At 64.9% G+C, this 18,555-nt stretch carries 16 protein-coding genes; 9 read left to right on the top strand and 7 right to left on the bottom strand.

The features are described 5' to 3' along the window. Positions 1 to 797: 797 nt before the first annotated feature. The 5 genes from AC4PRM_RS13760 (at position 798) to AC4PRM_RS13740 (ending at position 3,368) form a co-directional block, all read left to right on the top strand. Complete coding sequence (locus AC4PRM_RS13760) at positions 798 to 1,373, top strand: hypothetical protein (protein ID WP_492040291.1); 576 nt, start codon at positions 798 to 800, stop codon at positions 1,371 to 1,373. 82 nt (positions 1,374 to 1,455) lie between these two features. Beyond that, on the top strand, positions 1,456 to 1,791 hold the full coding sequence (locus AC4PRM_RS13755) for a PadR family transcriptional regulator (protein WP_492040290.1): 336 nt from the start codon (positions 1,456 to 1,458) through the stop codon (positions 1,789 to 1,791). After that, entirely contained in the window at positions 1,792 to 2,313 is a 522-nt protein-coding gene (locus AC4PRM_RS13750) for a permease prefix domain 2-containing transporter (RefSeq protein WP_492040289.1), read from the top strand. Between the two features lie 165 nt (positions 2,314 to 2,478). Further along, positions 2,479 to 3,141, top strand: coding sequence for a hypothetical protein (locus AC4PRM_RS13745; protein ID WP_492040288.1), 663 nt, complete (start codon positions 2,479 to 2,481; stop codon positions 3,139 to 3,141). Between the two features lie 44 nt (positions 3,142 to 3,185). After that, positions 3,186 to 3,368: a hypothetical protein gene (locus tag AC4PRM_RS13740; RefSeq protein ID WP_492040287.1), complete on the top strand. Its 183-nt coding sequence runs from the start codon at positions 3,186 to 3,188 to the stop codon at positions 3,366 to 3,368. Between the two features lie 8 nt (positions 3,369 to 3,376). Here the strand turns inward: AC4PRM_RS13740 and AC4PRM_RS13735 are convergent, their stop codons facing one another. The 3 genes from AC4PRM_RS13735 to AC4PRM_RS13725 all read right to left on the bottom strand — a co-directional run bounded on the left by AC4PRM_RS13735 (position 3,377) and on the right by AC4PRM_RS13725 (position 7,448). Next, complete coding sequence (locus AC4PRM_RS13735; protein WP_492040286.1) at positions 3,377 to 3,850, bottom strand: thermonuclease family protein; 474 nt, start codon at positions 3,848 to 3,850, stop codon at positions 3,377 to 3,379. A gap of 248 nt (positions 3,851 to 4,098) precedes the next feature. Next, a complete protein-coding gene (locus AC4PRM_RS13730; protein WP_492040285.1) occupies positions 4,099 to 5,892 on the bottom strand; it encodes a tyrosine-type recombinase/integrase in 1,794 nt (597 codons plus the stop codon). Positions 5,893 to 6,350: 458 nt separating this feature from the next. Beyond that, on the bottom strand, positions 6,351 to 7,448 hold the full coding sequence (locus AC4PRM_RS13725; protein ID WP_492040284.1) for a phytase: 1,098 nt from the start codon (positions 7,446 to 7,448) through the stop codon (positions 6,351 to 6,353). Between the two features lie 257 nt (positions 7,449 to 7,705). On the opposite strand from AC4PRM_RS13725, the gene AC4PRM_RS13720 reads away from it, so the two are divergent. The 3 genes from AC4PRM_RS13720 (at position 7,706) to AC4PRM_RS13710 (ending at position 13,098) form a co-directional block, all read left to right on the top strand. Beyond that, a complete protein-coding gene (locus tag AC4PRM_RS13720) occupies positions 7,706 to 10,528 on the top strand; it encodes a TonB-dependent receptor (RefSeq protein ID WP_487921403.1) in 2,823 nt (940 codons plus the stop codon). A gap of 341 nt (positions 10,529 to 10,869) precedes the next feature. Further along, positions 10,870 to 12,303 (top strand): dihydrolipoyl dehydrogenase, encoded by a 1,434-nt coding sequence (gene lpdA / locus AC4PRM_RS13715; RefSeq protein WP_492040299.1) that lies wholly within the window; start codon positions 10,870 to 10,872, stop codon positions 12,301 to 12,303. Between the two features lie 3 nt (positions 12,304 to 12,306). Beyond that, complete coding sequence (locus AC4PRM_RS13710) at positions 12,307 to 13,098, top strand: SDR family oxidoreductase (RefSeq protein ID WP_492040283.1); 792 nt, start codon at positions 12,307 to 12,309, stop codon at positions 13,096 to 13,098. An 8-nt stretch (positions 13,099 to 13,106) separates the two neighbouring features. On the opposite strand, the gene AC4PRM_RS13705 is transcribed toward AC4PRM_RS13710, so the two are convergent. From AC4PRM_RS13705 to fsa, 3 genes are read right to left on the bottom strand one after another with little or no spacing between them, the layout of a single operon-like run. After that, the gene (locus tag AC4PRM_RS13705; protein ID WP_492040282.1) at positions 13,107 to 14,048 is read right to left on the bottom strand and encodes a tyrosine recombinase XerC; all 942 of its coding nucleotides are present in this window, start codon (positions 14,046 to 14,048) and stop codon (positions 13,107 to 13,109) included. After that, entirely contained in the window at positions 14,045 to 14,746 is a 702-nt protein-coding gene (locus AC4PRM_RS13700; RefSeq protein WP_492040281.1) for a DUF484 family protein, read from the bottom strand. Before AC4PRM_RS13700 ends, AC4PRM_RS13705 begins: the two co-directional genes overlap by 4 nt. Positions 14,747 to 14,767: 21 nt before the next feature. Next, complete coding sequence (gene fsa, locus AC4PRM_RS13695; RefSeq protein WP_490334592.1) at positions 14,768 to 15,421, bottom strand: fructose-6-phosphate aldolase; 654 nt, start codon at positions 15,419 to 15,421, stop codon at positions 14,768 to 14,770. A 177-nt stretch (positions 15,422 to 15,598) separates the two neighbouring features. Between fsa and AC4PRM_RS13690 the strand changes: the two genes are divergently transcribed. Then, the gene (locus tag AC4PRM_RS13690; protein ID WP_492040280.1) at positions 15,599 to 17,761 is read left to right on the top strand and encodes a primosomal protein N'; all 2,163 of its coding nucleotides are present in this window, start codon (positions 15,599 to 15,601) and stop codon (positions 17,759 to 17,761) included. Between the two features lie 2 nt (positions 17,762 to 17,763). Here AC4PRM_RS13690 and AC4PRM_RS13685 read toward each other — a convergent pair whose 3' ends face one another. Further along, positions 17,764 to 18,555 carry a glutaminyl-peptide cyclotransferase gene (locus AC4PRM_RS13685; protein ID WP_492040279.1) on the bottom strand — a complete coding sequence of 264 codons (792 nt, stop codon included), beginning with the start codon at positions 18,553 to 18,555 and terminating at the stop codon, positions 17,764 to 17,766.

The raw sequence follows: 18,555 nt of genomic DNA, 5'->3' as shown, positions 1-18,555 counted from the left end.
GGAGCTTCCGCCGCGCTCTGATGTATCTTTGGGTGCAATGTCCGCTCTGGGTCGAAAGCAGTCATGCAACCGACGCCGAAAACCGGACACGGCTGTCACTCGACCTCTAAGAATTGGTAGGCATAGTGAGGACAGGGAAGGGAATCGGTGAAGCAAGAACCATCAAACTTCATCCTGACCGTCACCGGCTCGTCGCCCATGCGCCCACGGAACTGCCCCTTAGTCAGAGTTACAATGAGTGCAGAGCCCATCTCTGCGGCTGCTGCATCGCAAGGCCGTAGACAGAATACGTAGTCGTCGTCCTCCGTGGAGCCCGAAAAGTCGAAGGGGTAAATCACGGCTTGGAAGACTTTACCGTCGCTCGAGGCCGGTCTTGTCCAGACCTCTGACTGTTCAGACAGTGTGTGTTGAGCGCAGCTGCAAACGACAACTGAAGCCAGGACCGCGACGGCTGATCTCCATGAGGGCTTGAGCATGTTTCCGCGTTTAGCTGTCATCAGGCAACATCTCACTTGAACTGGAGAGTCCGCAATGGGTCGATAGCGGCCACTGCGATCGATCCGGGAACCTGACACGCCATTCAGCCAATGAATGAATAGAACCAGCCGATGCGCGCGGTGGCCTGGCAATATGCGACCCTCCAATCATTAGCGTACGCTCGTTATTGAACTAGCGCCTCGGTGATCCCCGCGCTGGGGGGTTTTGCTTGACCCGGCCACCAACCACTAACAGACAACTGCGAACGCGGGACTGTTCCCGCTTTGTTCTCGTCGTAGTTTCGACTACGGCCGGGGCATATGGGCCACAACGTCAGCCAGTCAAAGCGAGATTCGACGGCGCAGGGTCGGCGTCTGGCTGACCTGGCCAAACACGCCGTGCCTGGCTGGCATATCGAGCTCGCGCCCGAGCGTCTGGACGCGGACCCCACGCTGCTTGGCGCGATGCAGCGAGCGCAGGTCCTCGTCTATCGGTGTGAACGCCCCGACTGCGGACGTCGCGTCCAGCCTGACCTCGAGGACCTGGTGCGCGGCGGGCATGGCTACCTCAAGCCGCCTGAGCTGCAGGCCGCACTGGCATGCGGCCACCCGCTGGGCTGCGGGCTAAAGCTATTCAGCGAGACCTATCCTCTGGGCGTCCCCCTTGTCGCATACCTGCGCGATGCCGACGCAATGGTCGCTGTCACCTGCGCGGGCTGTCGTCATACGGTAACGCGCACCGTTAGCGACACGATCGACCGGCTTAAGGCGGCGCGTCGCGGGGATGGCAGCACTGGCATCCTGGAGCTGGCTGGGCGCATTCGAGGGCCATGTCGCCGGTGCCGCGGGATGAGCTTCACCACGACCGTCGTCCAGGCACCCCGCCGCCAAGGCTAGCCGCCCAGTACCAGAGCCGTCCCGATTGACTCCACGCTGATCGTTCTCTATTTCTCATATGTCCTACAAGGAGATTGCAGGCATGGCTAAACAAACACTAGGTGTGCTCGAGACCGAGGTCGTTCGAGCCACAATGGCAGCAGGCACTAACGCTTACGGCCTTGCTATCATTGAGACTTTGAAGGTGCAGACAGGTCGGCAGGTGAGCATCGGCTCGATCTATACAGTCCTCGACCGGCTCGAAACGAAGGGTTTTATGACCTCCCGCTGGGGTGAAGTGACCCACGAACGCGGCGGGCGGCGGAAGAAGTTCTATACGGTCAACGCTGTCGGCCAGGCAGCACTGTCGCAATCGAAGCCTGTCGAAGCGTTACCGCCGGCGAGCTGGTCGGCTGGCCCTCAGCCGCAGGAGGCATAAATGTCGGATAACGATGACTTCGACATGGCAAAGATGCGGCTCACAAAGGCGGAGTTAGATGCCCGCAAACGGGCCGTTGAGCACGCGCGTCAGCAGCTGAACATCTACAATCGAGCAGTAGAGGACTCGCGCACCGCCTCAGCGAAGCTGCGAGCCGAAATCATGCGCACCGCCGAGCGACTTGCGATGAGCAGAGCCGAAAGTGCTGCGACGAAATCGATCTCGACGCTCATCGCCGTCATCGTCGATGTGATCACCTTTAAACGGAAGCAGCAGGACGTTCAGCGTCCGCCGCGTGCTGCAGAACAGCTGGTTGCATTCTTCGCTCCGCCGAAGCTCCGTGAGCAGGTGCTCGGCGATCTGGCCGAGGCGTACGCTGCCAACTCGGAGATCATGAGCGCCCGTAAGGCGAGGATGTCCTACTGGTATCAGGTCTTGGCCAGCGCATTCGCATTCCTCTGGCCGCGCCTGTTAGGCTGGACGGGAGTCGCTGCTGTGATGAAACAGATCAGCGGCAGCTGACGTCCGGACGCTGGTGACGGTTTCACCTATCAGAAAAACAAACTGCGTTTTTAGCGTCACGTACGCCACAGAGAAAATAGGTCCCGCATCGGTAAGGCTGACGGCATATGTGTTGTGTGCGGCCAAGGGCCGACCGTCAAATCGCACCTTTTTCCCCGTGCCATCATGCTCGACATGCGCATGGATGCTCGCGCTCTAGTCGAAGCTAGCCGGCACCAGCCGGGTTATGTTGAACGCCAGAACGGACCATGGGATGACCGTTTCTTATGCAAGGTTCATGAGGACCAGGCAGGCGGCGGAGATGAATACGTTATCAAGTTAAGCCGACGATTTGCCGACGATGCGACGGTACATCCAAAAGGTGCTGCCCTTCAGGTCAGCAATCCGCAACCAGAGCTGCTGATGCGCTTCATCTACGGAACCGTGTGGCGACACGTCATGGCACCGTGCAATGCCCGCGACAGGTTGAATCTGGGCCCCTATCGAGCGCGCCTCGAGGCCTCATTATTCGGCAACGTACCTTTCGATCTACCGGCCATCCTCTCCGTTTCCAACATGCGAGGCAGGGACGGGAAACGCGTCCCTATGGCCTTGTCACCCTACCGCACGAAGTTGGACGGAAGGAGCGCGTGGCATTTCGTCGTCGGCCATCTAGACTTCATGCTCAAGACGGATAATCGGGAGTGGCGGCCCGAATGGTCCGAGTTCATGGCTGACCGCGAAACGCTTACGCTTTTCCAGCCCGACCCAGCCGATATCGCGTCGGTGCCGCTGCTACGTCACCTTACGGATCGCATCCGTGCTGCACCGCTGAGGGGGCGTTTCTAAGTTATGCTACGGCGGGCACCTCGATCGTGACGGGGATGGGTAGGATGCGAGCGATCGGACTGGCTGTGCTGCTGCTGGCCGGGTGCGCTGACGACCAGACGCGTGACCAGGCGTCGGCCGCAGACCAGACGGCCTCCTCGGCCAACGCCAGAGCAGAAGAGGTCGAGATGCGCATCGAAGAGCTGGAGAGCTGGGTCGATAGGCTGGAAGTGAACGCGGCCTACTGAGGGCCGAGCTACCGCGCCCGCCATTCCCACGGCTTCTGGAACTCGCCTGCCCAAACACCGGCCTGCCGGTGCCGAGCATCTGCCTCCAGCCGGGCATATGCGCGCCGGCTGTACCGCGGATAATCCACGGCTTGGCCATCCGCCACCATCAGCTCATTCAGCCGAGCCGAAGGGATGCAGGGCAGATCGAGGCAGGGCCCCGTGCTGATGCTGCAAACGGCAACGATACGTCGGTAGCGGTCCGGGCGACCTATCGGTGCGCATGAGACTGTCTTGTCCCGCGCCAGGCGATCGAGGTGATTAGCCGCCTCCTGACCGCAACGATATGCCTGCCCCGCTCTCGAGCATGACTGGCGACTCTCGGGCGCATCGATCCCCCAGAGCCGAATACGCTGCCCTCGGATCTCAATGGTGTCGCCGTCGATGACTGTCGCGCGACCTACAATTGGCGGTGGGTCCGGCGGAAGCGTGGCAAGTAACATGGCGGCAGCCTACCGTTTCCGCCGCAGGTTCCAAACTAGCCCCGACAGGGCTGTGACTACGAGTGCGAGCGCGGTGATGTGTTCGGGTGTGATCATGGGTCTTCCTCCTGGAAAACATGATCTCACGGGCTGAGGCCTTGATAGAGATTCCTTTATTGCTGACAGCGGAATGCTAGGCTCCGCTTGACGTCCCTTAGTTTTGAGGGAGGCTTCCTGCGGGTGTTCAAACGGCGATGACGCGCCCCAGCTCATGCAACTTGTTCCGGATCTAGGCCATCGATCGCTGCCTCGATCCATCGCCTCCACGCTGCTCGCCAGTCCTGACAGCGTCGATCTTTCAACATGGCGTGCGTGAAGAACCGATGGCGTTCCTCGCCAATGTCTGCGTCAGAGTTTTCACTGGCCACGATCAGTCGAGCCTCCTTCATCGCCAGAGCATCTGGGAAGCCATCTGGGATCACCGAACCCTCGGAAAGCCATGTTGCGCCAGACTTCTGGCGCTGACTTTCTTCAGAGGGTTTCTTCAGTGGGTTATAGCTCAATGGCTGTTGGGGGTTTCGGCAATGGCCATTGGGGGTTTCTGTAACAGCCATTGGGGGTTTCGGGTCCACGTCGCCTAAACCCTCAACGGTTATTGGGGGTTCTTTGGCTTTGTGCGCCTTGTACCAGGCCGCGATCGGTTGACTGCCGTCTGACCCAATCAGGTAGTAGCGGTTGTGACGTGTCCGGCCCCAGGCACCAGAAGGCGCGACGACTCGCAGACGGCCGGCGGCGACCAACTGTTTGATCGCTCCGCTCACGCCTGTCTCAGTCGCTCCCAACTGACGCGCCATGTCTGCGATGCTGGGATAAGCATAGAGCCCGGTCCCATCAGCGACGACCTGGGCCGCAAATGTGTGTCGGAGGGTGTGGAAGCTGGCCCCGGTGACCTTGGCTGCTGCCAGCACGCGTGCCCACGCCGCCTTGGGTGGCGACATTGGGGTGTCGCGGTAGATCGCCGCTCGTTTCTCACCGTCCTTGTTTCCGGCTTTGGCTGGGGCCGCCAATGCTGGGAACACGTGGGTGAAGCCATTCCGCTGTGACTTGAGGCGGGTCAGGATGTCGAGCGCAGTAGGCGATAGGTGCAGGGTCTTTGCCCTTGCCCGACCGCCGCTCTTGTGACGGGCCGGTGCGAGTAAAAGCAGCCCGCGGCGAAAATCGATCTCATTCCAGCGAAGGCCTAGGATTTCCCCACGTCTGGCCCCGGTGAGCATCAGAAGCCGGAAGTAGGCGACCTGTGCATCAGTCAGCCGACCTGTGCTGCACAAGTCATGGATGGCGCTCCAGATGGCTGCGCCCTCCTCGTCGGATAGGTATCGTTCGGATTGCTGGTCGGGGATCTTCTCGACCGCCTCCGCTGCATTGGCAGTGACGAGTCCTTGGCCTTTTGCCCACGCCAGCATTGCAGCGACAGAGCGCATTGCCCGAGCAGCAGCCCCTGGCCCCCCTCGGACATTGGTCACGCCCCTTAGCTTGCCGGACTTCTCACGCTTGGCTGTCGCGCCCGTCGCCACCTTGGACTGCCATTCAGCCAGGTCGGACGGACGGAGATCGCGAGCCGGGCGGTGGCCCAGCAGGGGTTTCAGGTGATGGGTGAAGTTGTAGCGATCGACATCCCAGGAGCTGGCTCGTTTGTTGGGCTTGTGGGCTGGCCCTTGCAATAAGTAGGCGTCAGCAAGTTCGGCGAGCGTGAGAGCTGTGCGTGCGGCCTGGCGGGTGGCTAGCGGGTCGTTTCCGCCGTCGGCGTCGTAAAGGATATCCTTGGCCCGCTCGCGCGCCGCCTCAGTCGTCCATGGTGATCCATGCCTGCCGATGCTGATCTGCCGTTGGGTGGTCGAGCCCTTCGGCCTGTATCGAACCTCGTATGCCTTCCGACCGCTGGGCCTCACCCTAAGCCGAAAGCAAGCGACCTCGGTGTCCCAGACGATCACATCGCCCGCTGGATTAGGGGCCGTCGCATCGACCACTCGTTTGGTCAGCTTCTTGCGGCTTGAGGCAGTCACGACTGTTCCTTGGTCATCAAATGGTCATCACCGGGTTTCCATCGGCGGGCACTCAGCAGAACTCTCGGGTCTCTTCAATCAGGCTCTAAAACCCGCAGGGCGGCACTCTAGGGAACCGGAGGGAATTGTAGGGAACTATTGGGAAAGATGCCAGCCTCACCTTGCCAAGGTTGGGGTCGAGAGTTCGAATCTCTTCGCCCGCTCCAGTCGAAACGCACAAGGCCTGCCGGAAACGGCGGGCCTTTGTCGTATCTGGCCCCATGCTACGCAACCTCGGCCTCATGGGCGGCGAAGTTTGCCAAGGTTGGGGTCGAGAGTTCGAATCTCTTCGCCCGCTCCAGTCGAGACAGAAAAGGCCCGGTCGCAAGACCGGGCCTTTTTCGTTTGTGATCCTTCAGAAAAGCGAAAAGGCCGCCCCGCGAGGGAGCGGCCTCTCAGGATCATTGTGGCGTCAGTGACTAGTCGATGCCCAGCGCGCGCTTGATCTCGCGCCAGTCGACCATCTTGTAGTTCTGCTGGCCGCGGTTGGGGGCGTCGCTGTCGTCGTGGAAGGCCAGCGCACCCTGCGGCCAGGGGCCGATGGCCCCGCTCCAGGCGTCCAGACCATCCGTGTGGGTGACGGCATCGACGGGCTGGCCGCTGGTCGTGGCGACACCGTCGACGATGGTGAAGCGCCCGACGTAGGCATAGGCCGTCTGTGTTCCGCTCCCGGTGACACGCCAGACCGGATAGGTGCTGTCGCCCTGGCTGGAGGCGATCAGGTATTTGTTCGCGCCGTCGCGCATGATCGTCAGGCCCTCGACATCGTCGGTCAGGCGGACGCGGTCGATGGGCTGGATTTCGGTCGGCGCGCTGGAGCCGGCCGGGTCGAAGTCGAAACGCCAGATGCCGACATCCTCTTCACCGACGTACAGCAGGTCGGCGACGTCATCGACGACACAGCCCTCGGTCTGGCTGCCCAGCTGCATCGACTTTTCGACCACGCCGACGGGGCCGTTCGGTCCCGCGGTGACGCGGATCTGCTGGACCAGCCCGGCCTTGTTGTTGGGCACCAGATAATAGGCATCCCCTCGCTGGCCCATACAGAAGCCATAGGGTTCGCCCATATTGGTCGGGATGAAGCCCCAGCGGCGGACCTCCAGGGTCGCGGGGTCCATCAGCCAGGTCATGATGCCGAACCGGTCGCGCTCGGCCGCGGCGATCAGCACCATCGCCTTGCCGTCGACCATGAAGCCTGAGCGGACATCGACATTGTTCATCGGACCGTCCGGGAAGAACTGCCGCACCGTGCCGTCCAGATTGTGGACATACAGGCCATCGGACTTGTCGGTCCCGAACATCACGGCCCGCGAGGGATCGCGCGGATCGGCCCAGAAGGCAGGATCGTCGGCATCCACAGTCGGGTCAGTGGTGACCACGGTCTCGACCGCCGCGACGACGGGCTTGGCCGGATCGCCCGCCGCCAGAACGCCCTGGGGAATTTCCGGCTCGGCCGTGGCGCAGGCGGTCAGCAGGGCGGCGGACGCGACCAGTGTGGTCAGGGTGCGGATCGACATGGCGGCCTCTCGAAAGCAGGGTGTTCCAGCGTGACCGCGCAGACCACGCACGCGCGCGTCGGGTCAAGCAAGGCCCTGTGACGGTTCTCGAACATCGATGTGACAACTGATCCGGTTCAAGAGCAAACGTCACGCGCGCGTCTGAAAATCGGCACCGCTTGTTCGTCAAATCGTCGTGGAGGCGTCGTCGCTACGGCTTAGCTCCGATTTCCGAACACCGGAGCCCTTTGGCTGCCGGTCTCTCGGGGATGCCATCAATGAAATTCGCGCTTCTGCTCGGTGCCGCCCTGGCTCCGATCTTCGCCGCCGCAGCGACGCCTGCCTTTGCCGGACCCGTCGTGGGTACTGTGGCTGACGCCTCAGGCACTCGCACGTTACAGGGGGCCGAGGTCACGATCGTCGAACTGAACCAGACGGCGACGGTCGGTGCAGACGGAACGTTCCGCTTTGGTGACGTGGCACCCGGCACCTATACGCTGCGTGCTGGTTTCGCGGGTGCCGTCGATGAGACCCGCCAGGTGGTTGTGCCCGCGACGGGCACTGCCTCCGTCAACTTCTCACTACGTCCGCTCGCATCTTCGGACGGTACGGTGATCGAGGATGTCCTGGTCATCGGCCAGCGCGCCAACTTCCTCAGCGCCGTCTCGCGCCAGCGCAGCGCCGACACGGTCCAGACCGTTCTGACCCGCGACGCCATCGGCCAGTTTCCGGACCAGAACGTGGCGGAGGCCCTGCGCCGCGCGCCCGGCATCAATGTTCTGAACGACCAGGGCGAGGGCCGGTTTGTATCCGTGCGGGGTCTCGACCCCAATCTGAACTCGGCGTCGATCAACGGCAACCGTGTGCTCGCGACCGGAGGCGACGAGCGTGCCGTGGCGCTGGACGTCATCCCGTCAGAACTGATCGAATCCATCGAGATCAAGAAGTCGCTGACGCCGGACATGGACGGCGACACCATCGGAGGCTCGATCGACATCGCAACGACCAGTTCGCTGGACCGTCGCCGCAACCTGTTCACGGCGTCGCTGGAGGGCTCGTACAACGATCAGAACGAACAGACCTCGCCCAAGGGCAGCTTCGATTTCGTCTACAAGTTCAATGACCGCCTCGGCATCGCTGGGGGGGCCAGCTACTACAACCGTGAATTCGCCACCGACAACATCGAGATGGACGGCTGGAGCGAGACGGACGACGGCGGTATCTTTGCCGAAGATCTGGAGTACCGCGATTATGACGTTATGCGCGAACGTTATGGCGCGACCCTGACGCTGGATTACCAACTCAACGATTCGACACGCCTGTATCTGCGCGGCCTGTATTCCAAGTTCGACGACACCGAATTGCGCACCCGCCTGGTCTTCGGCTTCGACGAACCGACCGAGATCGTCGGGGACAGTGCCTCGTTCGATTCAGCCGACGGGCGTATCCGGGTCGAGCGCGATCTGAAGGACCGTCGCGAGGTGCAGACCATTCGCACGATCTCGGCCGGTGGCCGGACCGACTATGGCCAGTGGCGCTTCGACTATGACGTGGCCTATTCCGAAGCCGATCAGCAGGAAAATGGGTCGATTGACCCGATCGTCTTCCGTCGCGACTTCGAGGATGCAGGCGAACTGGGCGTCACCATCAACTACGGCGACCTGCGCCGCCCGACGTATCAGATCGACTTCGGCCAGAGCCTCTTCCTGGATCCGTCGCAGTATGAGTTCGACGCCCTGGAGCGCACTACCCGTGAAGATGCGCGCGACCGCGAGTTCTCGGTCAAGGCTGACGCGGCCTATGACATGGCCATCGACGGCGGCAATATCGAGTTCAAGTTCGGCGGGAAGGCCCGCCAGCGCGAGAAGCGTCTGAGCTATGTCTTCGACATCTACGACGGGTACGACGGCGACTTCACCCTGGCGGACGTCGTGGGCCGCCAGAGCTATGGCCTGGCCACCATCGACCCCGTTCCGGGCCTGTCGGAAACGCGCGATTTCCTGAGCGGTGGCTTCGGCGATTTCGAGCGCAACGATCTGGACAGCACCTTCGCGTCCAACGCGGAAAGCTATTCGGCGGACGAAGACATCTATGCCGGCTATGCCCAGGCCAAGCTTGAGAGGGATGCCTGGCGCGTCGTCGGCGGGGTTCGGGTCGAGCAGACTGAAGTCCAGCTGAACGGACAGCGGATCGACCTGGTCGAGGAAGGCGCAATCATCGATGGCGTCGAGCTGGACGAAGACACCCTGTTCATCACGCCGGTGCAGTTCGACCGCAGTCATACCGACTGGTTGCCCAGCGTGAATGTCCGCTACGAAGCGGCAGAAAACCTGATCGCCCGCTTTGGAGCCTTCCGCTCTGTCGTGCGTCCCAGCTTCGGTCGTCAGGCACCGCGCTTCCTGATTGAGGAAAATGACGAAAACGAGCGGTCGGGCGAGTTCGGCAATCCGGACCTGGACCCTTACAAGGCGTGGAACTTCGACGCGACGCTTGAGTACTATTTCGCCCCTGAGGCCGTGATCCAAGGCGGCATCTTCTACAAGTCGATCGAGGACTTCATCATCGATGCCGAGTTCGAGGACGGCACGTTCGCGGGCATCGATTACGATGAGGCCGTCATCCCCATCAACGGCGACGAGGCCACGGTGTTCGGCGCGGAACTGAGCTACGGTCAGGCCCTGTCGTTCCTGCCCGCGCCGTTCGATGGCCTGCTGGTCAATCTGAACTATACGTACACCGATGCCGAGGGTGAGGTTCTGGGGCGCACCGTGCCTCTGCCCACATCTTCCGAACATACCTTCAACGCTGTTCTGGGCTATGAGAAGGGCCCGCTGAGCCTGCGCGTCGCCGGAGCCTATCGCTCGGGCTATCTGGATGAACTTGGCGGCGATGCCGAAAGCGACCGCTATGTCGATGACCATTTCCAGATCGATCTGAGCGGCAAATATCGAGTGACCGAAAACGTCCAGCTGTTTGCCGAACTAGTGAACGCCAATGACGCGACCTACACCGCCTTCCAGCGCGGCCCGGGTCGTGATCGTCTGCTCCAGTACGAAGAATATTCCTGGACCGGCAAGTTCGGCATCAAGCTGAACTTCTGATCCTGCGCGACAGCAATCGACGAAGGGCCGGGCGGAAACGTCCGGCCCTTTTGCGTATCGCGCCCTTCCGGCGTTGCCGCAGGCGGGGCGGGTCCCCTATATGCAGGCGCGAACCTTCTCGCGTCCGGACAACCCCGATCATGGCCCGCAAGACAGACACATCCGGCGGACTTCTGGGCGGCCTGCGGTCGATGCTGGGCGGCAAGCCCACCAAGGCTGTCGCCGAGACCGCACCCGAGCCGATCACCCTCAGCCCAGACCCGGCGGGCCATTTCCAGACGCCGGACACCCCGGACACGCCCGCGCCCCCATCCGCGCCCGAACAGGACCAGAGCAAGCCCATGGCCGAAGCCGCCTCCCCCAGCCCCGCCGCAGCCAAGGCCTATGACGTCGTCATCATCGGCGGCGGACCGGGCGGCTACAATGCCGCGATCCGGGCGGGCCAGCTGGGCCTCAGCGTCGCCTGCGTGGAGATGCGCGAGACGCTGGGCGGCACCTGCCTGAACGTCGGCTGCATGCCATCCAAGGCCATGCTGCATGCCTCGGAGTTGTTCGAGGCGGCGACCAAGGAGTTTCCGACCCTCGGGATCGAGATCGGCACGCCGAAGATCAACGTCGACCAGCTGCAGAAGCAGAAGCATGAGAGCGTCACCGCCCTGACCAAGGGCATCGAATTCCTGTTCAAGAAGAACAAGGCGGACTGGATCAAGGGTCGCGGTCGCATCACCGGACCGGGCCAGGTCGAGGTCGAGGCGGCCGACGGGTCGAAGACGACCCTGACCGCCAAGGACATCGTCATCGCCACGGGATCGGAGCCGACACCCCTGCCTGGCGTGGAATTCATCGAGGGCAAGGTGGTCGATTCCACCGGGGCCCTGGCCCTGCCCGCCGTGCCCAGGACCATGATCGTGGTCGGCGCCGGCATCATCGGGCTGGAGCTCGGTTCGGTGTGGCGCCGTCTGGGCGCACAGGTGACGGTGGTCGAATATCTGCCGCGCATCACGCCGGGCATGGACAGCGATGTCGCCACCGCCTTCCAGCGCGTGCTGACCAAACAGGGCATGACCTTCAAGCTGGGCTCCAAGGTCACGGCCGCGAAGTCGGTCAAGGACGGCGTTGAGCTGACGGTCGAACCGGCGGCGGGTGGCGAGGCCGAGACGCTGAAGGCCGATGTCGTCCTGGTGGCCATCGGCCGCCGTCCCTATACGCAGGGCCTGGGGCTGGAGACCGTCGGGATCGAGCCGGACAAGCGCGGCTTCGTCACCCAGGATCATCTGAAGACCGGAGCCAAGGGCGTCTGGGTCATTGGCGACGTCACCAGCGGCCCCATGCTGGCCCACAAGGCCGAGGAAGACGCCGTCGCGGTGATCGAGCTGATCGCCGGCAAGGCCGGTCACGTCGACTACGACATGGTCCCCAGCGTGGTCTACACCTTCCCCGAGGTCGCCTGGGTCGGCAAGACCGAGGACCAGCTGAAGGCCGACGGCATCGCCTACAAGGTCGGCAAATTCCCCTTCACCGCCAACAGCCGCGCCAAGATCAATCATGAGACCGACGGCTATGCCAAGGTCTTGGCCGATGCGACGACGGACCGGATTCTGGGCGTCCACATCATGGGTCCGCAGGCGGGCGAGATGATCCATGAGGCCTGCGTCGCCATGGCCTTCGGCGGTGCGTCCGAGGACGTCGCCCGCATCTGTCATGCCCATCCGACCCGCTCCGAAGCCGTCAAACAGGCGGCCATGGGTGTGGAAGGCTGGACCATGCAGGCCTGATCGATGGATCTGGGGCTGAGCGGCAAACGCGCCCTGATCTGCGGCGGCTCCGCCGGACTGGGGCGGGCCGTGGCGACGGCGCTGGTCGCCGAGGGGGCGCATGTGGCCCTGCTGTCGCGCGATGCCGGAAAGCTGCAGACCGTCGCTGACGATTTGAACGCGATGGGCCCAGGCCGCGCCGTCATCGCGCCGGCCGACATGGCGGATCATGCGTCCCTGCTGACAGCGGTCGATGTGGCCGAGGCAGCGCTGGGTGGGCCGATCGAGATCCTGCTGAACAACACCGGCGGGCCGCCCCCGTCGGGGGTGTCAGGGCTGGAGCCCGACCTGTGGCGCGCGCAGTTCGAGGCGATGGTGCTGTCGATCTTCCGCCTGACCGACCGCGTCCTGCCGGGGATGAAGGCCATGGGCTGGGGCCGCATCCTGAACGTGGCGTCGATCACCGTGGTCGAGCCGGTGGCGTCGCTGGGCGTGTCCAACACCTTGCGGGCCTCGGTCACAGCCTGGGCCAAGACGCTGGCGGGTGAGGTCGCGCCGCACGGCATCACCGTCAACACCCTGCTGCCCGGCCGCATCGATACGCCGCGCATCGAGCGGCTGGACGCGGCTCGCGCGGCCGCCCACGGCATAACGCCCGAGCAGGCCCGGGCCGAGGCCACGGCCGGCATTCCCGTCGGTCGCCTGGGCATGCCGGAGGAGTTCGGTGCCGTCGCCGCCTTCCTGGCCAGTCCGCAGGCGGCCTACGTCACCGGTTCGCTGATCCGGCTGGACGGCGGGGCGGTCCGGGCCATCTGACGCCTGGGTTAGGCGCGGGGATGCGCATCCGCATAGGCGGCCAGCAGGTGCGCGGCATCGACGGCGGTGTATTTCTGGGTCGTGGACAGGCTGGCGTGGCCCAACAGTTCCTGGATGGAACGCAGGTCGGCCCCGGCCCCGAGCAGATGGGTCGCGAAACTGTGGCGCAGGGCGTGGGGCGTGGCGCTGGCGGGCAGGCCGAGGCGACCGCGCAGGTGCTGCAAGGTGGCCTGGACATGGCGGGGGCTCAGAGGCCCGCCGCGCCGCGCGCGGAACAGGGCTTCGTCCGGTGAAAGAGTAAACGGCAGCAGCGCCACATAGTCGTCTATGGCAGCGCGGACGGCGGGCAGGACCGGCGCGATGCGGGTCTTGCCGCCCTTGCCGGTGATGCGCAGCGTTTCGCTAAGCGGGGCGTCGGCGCGGGTCATCGACAGGCCCTCGGAAATGCGCAGGCCGCAGCCGTAGAGCAGGGTCAGGACGGCGCGATCGCGGGCGGCCTCCCACGGGGCAGCATCGGGATCGGCCTGGGATTCCTCAAGCAGGCCGCGTGCCTGATCCTCGTTGACCGGGCGCGGCAGCGACGGCTTGATGCGGGGACCGCGCACCAAGGCCAGCTGCGGGGCGGGCGTGGCACAGCGCCGATCGAGGAAGCCGTGGAAGGCGCGGATGGCCGACAGTGTCTGGCTGATGGAGCGGGCGGCCAGCCCCGACCGGTCAGTGCCGTCGCCGGCGCGGCGCTCGGCCAGATGGGCGCGGACCTCGGCGGCGCTGACGGTGCCCAGGTCGGTCAGGCTGAGGGCTTCGCCGCGGTGCCGCTCCAGAAAGGCGACATACAGCCGACCGATGTGGCCATAGGCCTCCAGCGTGCGAGGCGACAGGCGGCGCTCGTGCGCCAGATGCTCCAGCCAGGCGGCCAAACTCTCGGAAGCGAGGGCTTCGGAGGCCGTCATCCAAACAGGGGCCAGCGCTCGGCGGTGCGTTCGACCACCCGGGCGATGAAGGCCACCAGTTCGCAGCCCATGGTCGCCGTGAAGCCGTCTTCCTCGGGCGAGCCGAAGGCGCACAGGGCGGGACGGGCGGGGGTGTCGGCTCCCGGAAACTGCGGGGCCATCCGGATCAGGGCGACGGAGCGGACCTGGTTCTCGGATGCGCCGAACAGGTTCAGCCCGTCGAAGTTCGGGCCCAGCCAGGTCAGGCCGTGCTCGCCCAGCAGGCCATCGACCCGCCCTTCGTCCAGCGCGCGCCAGCCGAAGGGGACGGGGCCAGGCTTTTCCAGCGCCAGGGCGGCTCCGGCCAGACCGAAGCGCCCCTGCGCGACCGCATCCAGACGCCGGGCCAGGTCGGACAGATTGCGGGCCTCCAGCAGGTCCAGCGCCGCGACATGGGTCTGGGTCTGGGCGGCGAAGTTGGCGCGGGCGACGGATTCGATGCGTTTGCGCGCGTCGGCCTCACGCTCGGCGGCTTCCTCGAGCCTGGTCAGGGCGGCGCGGCCGAATTCCACGACATTGCGGCCGTGGGGTTTCAGGCCGACTTCCTCCAGCAGGGAGCGGTCGTCCAGCAGGATCTGCGGATGCGCCTGAAGCCAGGCGCGGATTTCCGGCCAGTGCGGACCGGTGTCTTCGGTCGGGAGGTCAGGCAATACGCTCACAGACCTCTCCTCGGAGGCAGGCTACAGGATCGACTGACCGGTCTTGCCCCAGTCCGCCAGGAAGGCATCAAGCCCCTTGTCGGTTAACGGGTGCTTGACCAGGGCCTTGAAAGTGTCGGACGGCAGGGTCGCGGCATCCGCTCCGGCGATGGCGGCGGCCGAGACATGGCCGGGATTGCGCAGGGAGGCGGCCAGGATTTCCGTCTCGAACCCATGGGTGTCGTAGAGCACCCGGATTTCCTCCAGCAGGCCGATCCCGTCCGCGCCGTGGTCTTCCAGTCGCCCGACGAAGGGCGAGACGAAGGTCGCCCCCGCCTTGGCGGCCAGCATGGCCTGGGCGGCGGAGAAGCACAGTGTCACATTGGTCTTGATGCCCTTGTCGGAGAAGTTGCGCGCCGCGCGCAGCCCGTCCCAAGTCAGGGGAAGTTTGACGACTACATTGGGCGCGATGGCGGCCAGCTTGTCGCCTTCCTTGACCATGGTCTCGAAGTCGGTCGCAACGGCCTCTGCGGAAATCGGCCCCTCGACCAGGCCGCAGATTTCGGCGATGACCTCTGCGATGTTGCGACCGGATTTGGCGATCAGCGAAGGATTGGTGGTGACGCCGTCCACCATGCCGGTGGGGACCATGTCCTTGATGACGGCGACGTCGGCTGTGTCGAGAAAGAGTTTCATGGGGTGGATGTTTAGCGGGCCTCGCGGGATGAGGCGAGCCAAATCCTCCTCCATCGGGGGAGGGGGACCATGCGCAGAATGGTGGAGGGGGCTTGCCCCGGACACCGGCGTGCGCGGTGAGCCCCCTCCGTCACGTCGCAAAGCCGCGACGCGCCACCTCCCCCGAAGGGGGAGGATTTGAAAGTCGCCTCCGTCCTCATTCCCCTGCCGGTACCCGAGGCCTTTGACTACGAGGTGCCGGAGGGTCTCGAGGTCGTGCGCGGTGATCAGGTGGCGGTGCCGCTGGGGCCGCGGCTGATGCGCGGCATCGTGGTCGAGGCGCGCGAGACGACCGGGTCGAACCGGCGGCTGAAGACGATCGATCATCTGATGGCCGATCCGCGCCTGCCCGAACGCACCGTGGATTTTGTGGAATGGGCGGGGCGCTGGACGCTCAGCGCGCCGGGCGAGATGGCGGCGACGGCCTTGAAGGGCCTGCGCGCGCCCAGGCCACGGCCCGAGCGACGGGTGCGGCGTGTCGCCGAGCGTATGCCGGCTCGGCCAACGGCGGCGCGGACGGCGGTTCTGGAGACGCTGGGCCAGCGGGATGTGCCGGCAGCCGATCTGGCGCGGGCGGCGGGCGTCTCATCCGGCGTCATCAAGGGGCTGGTCGACGAAGAGGTGCTGGTGGTCGTAGAGATCGAGGCCGTCGCCACCTTCGACGCGCCCGATCCCGACCATGCGCCCGCCGATCTGAATGCTGATCAGGCGGCGGCAGCCGAGGCCATCGCAAAGGCGGTTACGGGCGGCGGTTTCGCGCCCTTCCTGCTGGACGGCATCACCGGCTCTGGCAAGACCGAGGCCTATCTGGAGGCGGCGGCTCAGGCGCTGCGGGCCGATCCGACCGCCCAGATCCTGATCCTGCTGCCGGAGATCGCCCTGACCCAGGCTCTGATCGAGCGGATCACGGCCCGGTTCGGCGCGGCGCCCGCCGAATGGCATTCCGGCGTTGCCCCGCCACGTCGGCGCCAGGTCTGGGAGGCGGTGGTGGCGGGCCGCTGCAACATTGTGGTCGGGGCGCGGTCGGCGCTGTTCCTGCCTTTCGTCAATCTGCGACTGCTGGTCGTGGACGAGGAGCACGACGGCTCATTCAAGCAGGATGAGGGGCTGATCTATCACGGGCGCGACCTGGCGGTGGCGCGGGCGCGGATCGAGGGGGCGACGGTGGTCCTGGCCTCGGCCACGCCGTCGCTGGAGACGCTGTGGAATGCGCGGCAGGGTCGGTATGGCTGGCTGAGGCTGGAGCGGCGGCACGGGGCGGCGATGTTGCCTGATATCGCTTTGCTGGACCTGCGGCAGACACCGCCGGATCCCCAGACCTGGCTGTCCCAGCCCTTGCGCGAGGCCATCGGCGAGACCTTTGCGCGGGGCGAGCAGAGCCTGCTGTTCCTGAACCGGCGGGGCTATGCGCCTGTGGTGCTGTGCCGGGTCTGCGGCCACCGGATGACGGCACCGGACACCGACAGCTGGCTGGTCGAGCATCGCTATACCGGGCGTCTGGTCTGTCACCTGACCGGCTTTTCGATGATGCGGCCCAAGACCTGTCCGTCGTGCGGGGCGGAGGATTCGCTGGTCTCGGTCGGGCCCGGTGTCGAGCGGGTCGAGGAAGAGGTGCGCCAGCTGTTCCCCGAGGCGCGCACGGCGGTGTTCAGTTCGGACACCACGCCGGATGCCCGGTCAGCGCGTGCCCTGATCCAGGCCATGCAGGACGGCCAGATCGACATTCTGGTGGCCACGCAAGCCGCGGCCAAGGGGCACAACTTTCCCAATCTGACCCTGGTCGGGGTGGTGGACGCCGACCTGGGCCTGCGCGGTGGCGACCTGCGCGCGGCGGAACGGACCTTCCAGCTGCTCAGCCAGGCGACGGGCCGGGCCGGGCGAGCCGACAAGCCGGGCCGGGCCCTGCTTCAGACATGGACGCCCGAACATCCGGTGCTGATGGCGCTTGCGGCTGGCGACCGCGACGCTTTCGTCGAGGCGGAGCTGGCCGAGCGTGAGGCCGGATCGCTGCCCCCCTATGGCCGGCTGGCCGCGATCATCCTGTCCAGCGAGAACCCGCAGGCGGTCGAGAAGGCCGCCCGCGACCTCGCCGAAAACATTCCCAATGCCGAGCGGCTGGAGGTCTATGGCCCCGCCGATGCGCCGCTGGCCCTGGTGCGGGGTCGACGCCGCAAGCGGCTGCTGGTCCGGGCCGACCGGGACGTCGATCTGCAAGGTTTCCTGCGCGCCTGGCTGGCACGCGTGAAGGTGCCGGGCTCGGTGCGGCTGTCGGTCGATGTGGACCCCTACGGCTTCCTGTAGCGTCAGCCCGGCGGTTCGGGAGCGGTCAGGCGGATTTCGAACAGTTTGGGCCAGTTCTTGCCGGTGACGAACAGGCGTCGGTTCGCGGGGTCCCAGGCGATGCCGTTCAGCACATCGTCGGCAGGGCTGACCCTTTCACGGGAAGGATGGATTTCCGTCAGATCGATCACGCCTACGACCCGGCCTGAAACCGGATCAATCTTCACCAGCAAGTCCTGCTGCCACAGGTTGGCGACGATCTGGCCGTCGATCCATTCCAGTTCGTTCAGACGTGAAACGGGACGCCCGCCATAGGTCACGGTGATCCGGTGCGTTTCAGCAAAGGTGTCCGGATCGAGGAAGCGGATCACCGGCGTCCCGTCCGACATGATCAAGCGTTCCTCATCGTCGGTCAGACCCCAGCCTTCACCCGGATAGGCGAACTGCCCCAAGGGCGTGAGGTCATCGGCATTCCAGATGAAGCCGGTGCCGTTCTGCCATGTCAGGCTGAACAATCTGCCGCCGATCTCGGTGACGCCCTCACCGAAATAGGCCAGGTCGAGGTCGCGCCTTTGCAGCACGGCACCGTTCTCGATTCGCACGCGTCTGATCGTCGAGGGGAACCGCCCGGTCGTCTCGATCAGCACGTCGTCATGCACGATCAGACCTTGGGTGAAGGCCGTCGGGTCGTGAGGGTAGGTGGCGACGATCTCATAGCCCTGAACGGGCGGCAGGTCAGGTTCGGTCTGGGCCCAACTCGCCGCCGGGGCTCCGACCAGGAGCGCGCCGACGGCGAGAAGGGCTCTGAGCGACAT

Source organism: Brevundimonas sp. DW-iso22 (genome assembly GCF_058725425.1).
This window is presented reverse-complemented; position numbering and strand designations above follow the sequence as displayed.

Bases quoted from the DNA above. Each gene is read 5' to 3' on its own strand.
- AC4PRM_RS13760 (WP_492040291.1), top strand. From the start codon at position 798: ATGGGCCACAACGTCAGCCAGTCAAAGCGAGATTCGACGGCGCAGGGT.
- AC4PRM_RS13755 (WP_492040290.1), top strand. From the start codon at position 1,456: ATGGCTAAACAAACACTAGGTGTGCTCGAGACCGAGGTCGTTCGAGCC.
- AC4PRM_RS13750 (WP_492040289.1), top strand. From the start codon at position 1,792: ATGTCGGATAACGATGACTTCGACATGGCAAAGATGCGGCTCACAAAG.
- AC4PRM_RS13745 (WP_492040288.1), top strand. From the start codon at position 2,479: ATGCTCGACATGCGCATGGATGCTCGCGCTCTAGTCGAAGCTAGCCGG.
- AC4PRM_RS13740 (WP_492040287.1), top strand. From the start codon at position 3,186: ATGCGAGCGATCGGACTGGCTGTGCTGCTGCTGGCCGGGTGCGCTGAC.
- AC4PRM_RS13735 (WP_492040286.1), bottom strand. From the start codon at position 3,850: ATGTTACTTGCCACGCTTCCGCCGGACCCACCGCCAATTGTAGGTCGC.
- AC4PRM_RS13725 (WP_492040284.1), bottom strand. From the start codon at position 7,448: ATGTCGATCCGCACCCTGACCACACTGGTCGCGTCCGCCGCCCTGCTG.
- AC4PRM_RS13720 (WP_487921403.1), top strand. From the start codon at position 7,706: ATGAAATTCGCGCTTCTGCTCGGTGCCGCCCTGGCTCCGATCTTCGCC.
- lpdA (WP_492040299.1), top strand. From the start codon at position 10,870: ATGGCCGAAGCCGCCTCCCCCAGCCCCGCCGCAGCCAAGGCCTATGAC.
- AC4PRM_RS13710 (WP_492040283.1), top strand. From the start codon at position 12,307: ATGGATCTGGGGCTGAGCGGCAAACGCGCCCTGATCTGCGGCGGCTCC.
- AC4PRM_RS13705 (WP_492040282.1), bottom strand. From the start codon at position 14,048: ATGACGGCCTCCGAAGCCCTCGCTTCCGAGAGTTTGGCCGCCTGGCTG.
- fsa (WP_490334592.1), bottom strand. From the start codon at position 15,421: ATGAAACTCTTTCTCGACACAGCCGACGTCGCCGTCATCAAGGACATG.
- AC4PRM_RS13685 (WP_492040279.1), bottom strand. From the start codon at position 18,555: ATGTCGCTCAGAGCCCTTCTCGCCGTCGGCGCGCTCCTGGTCGGAGCC.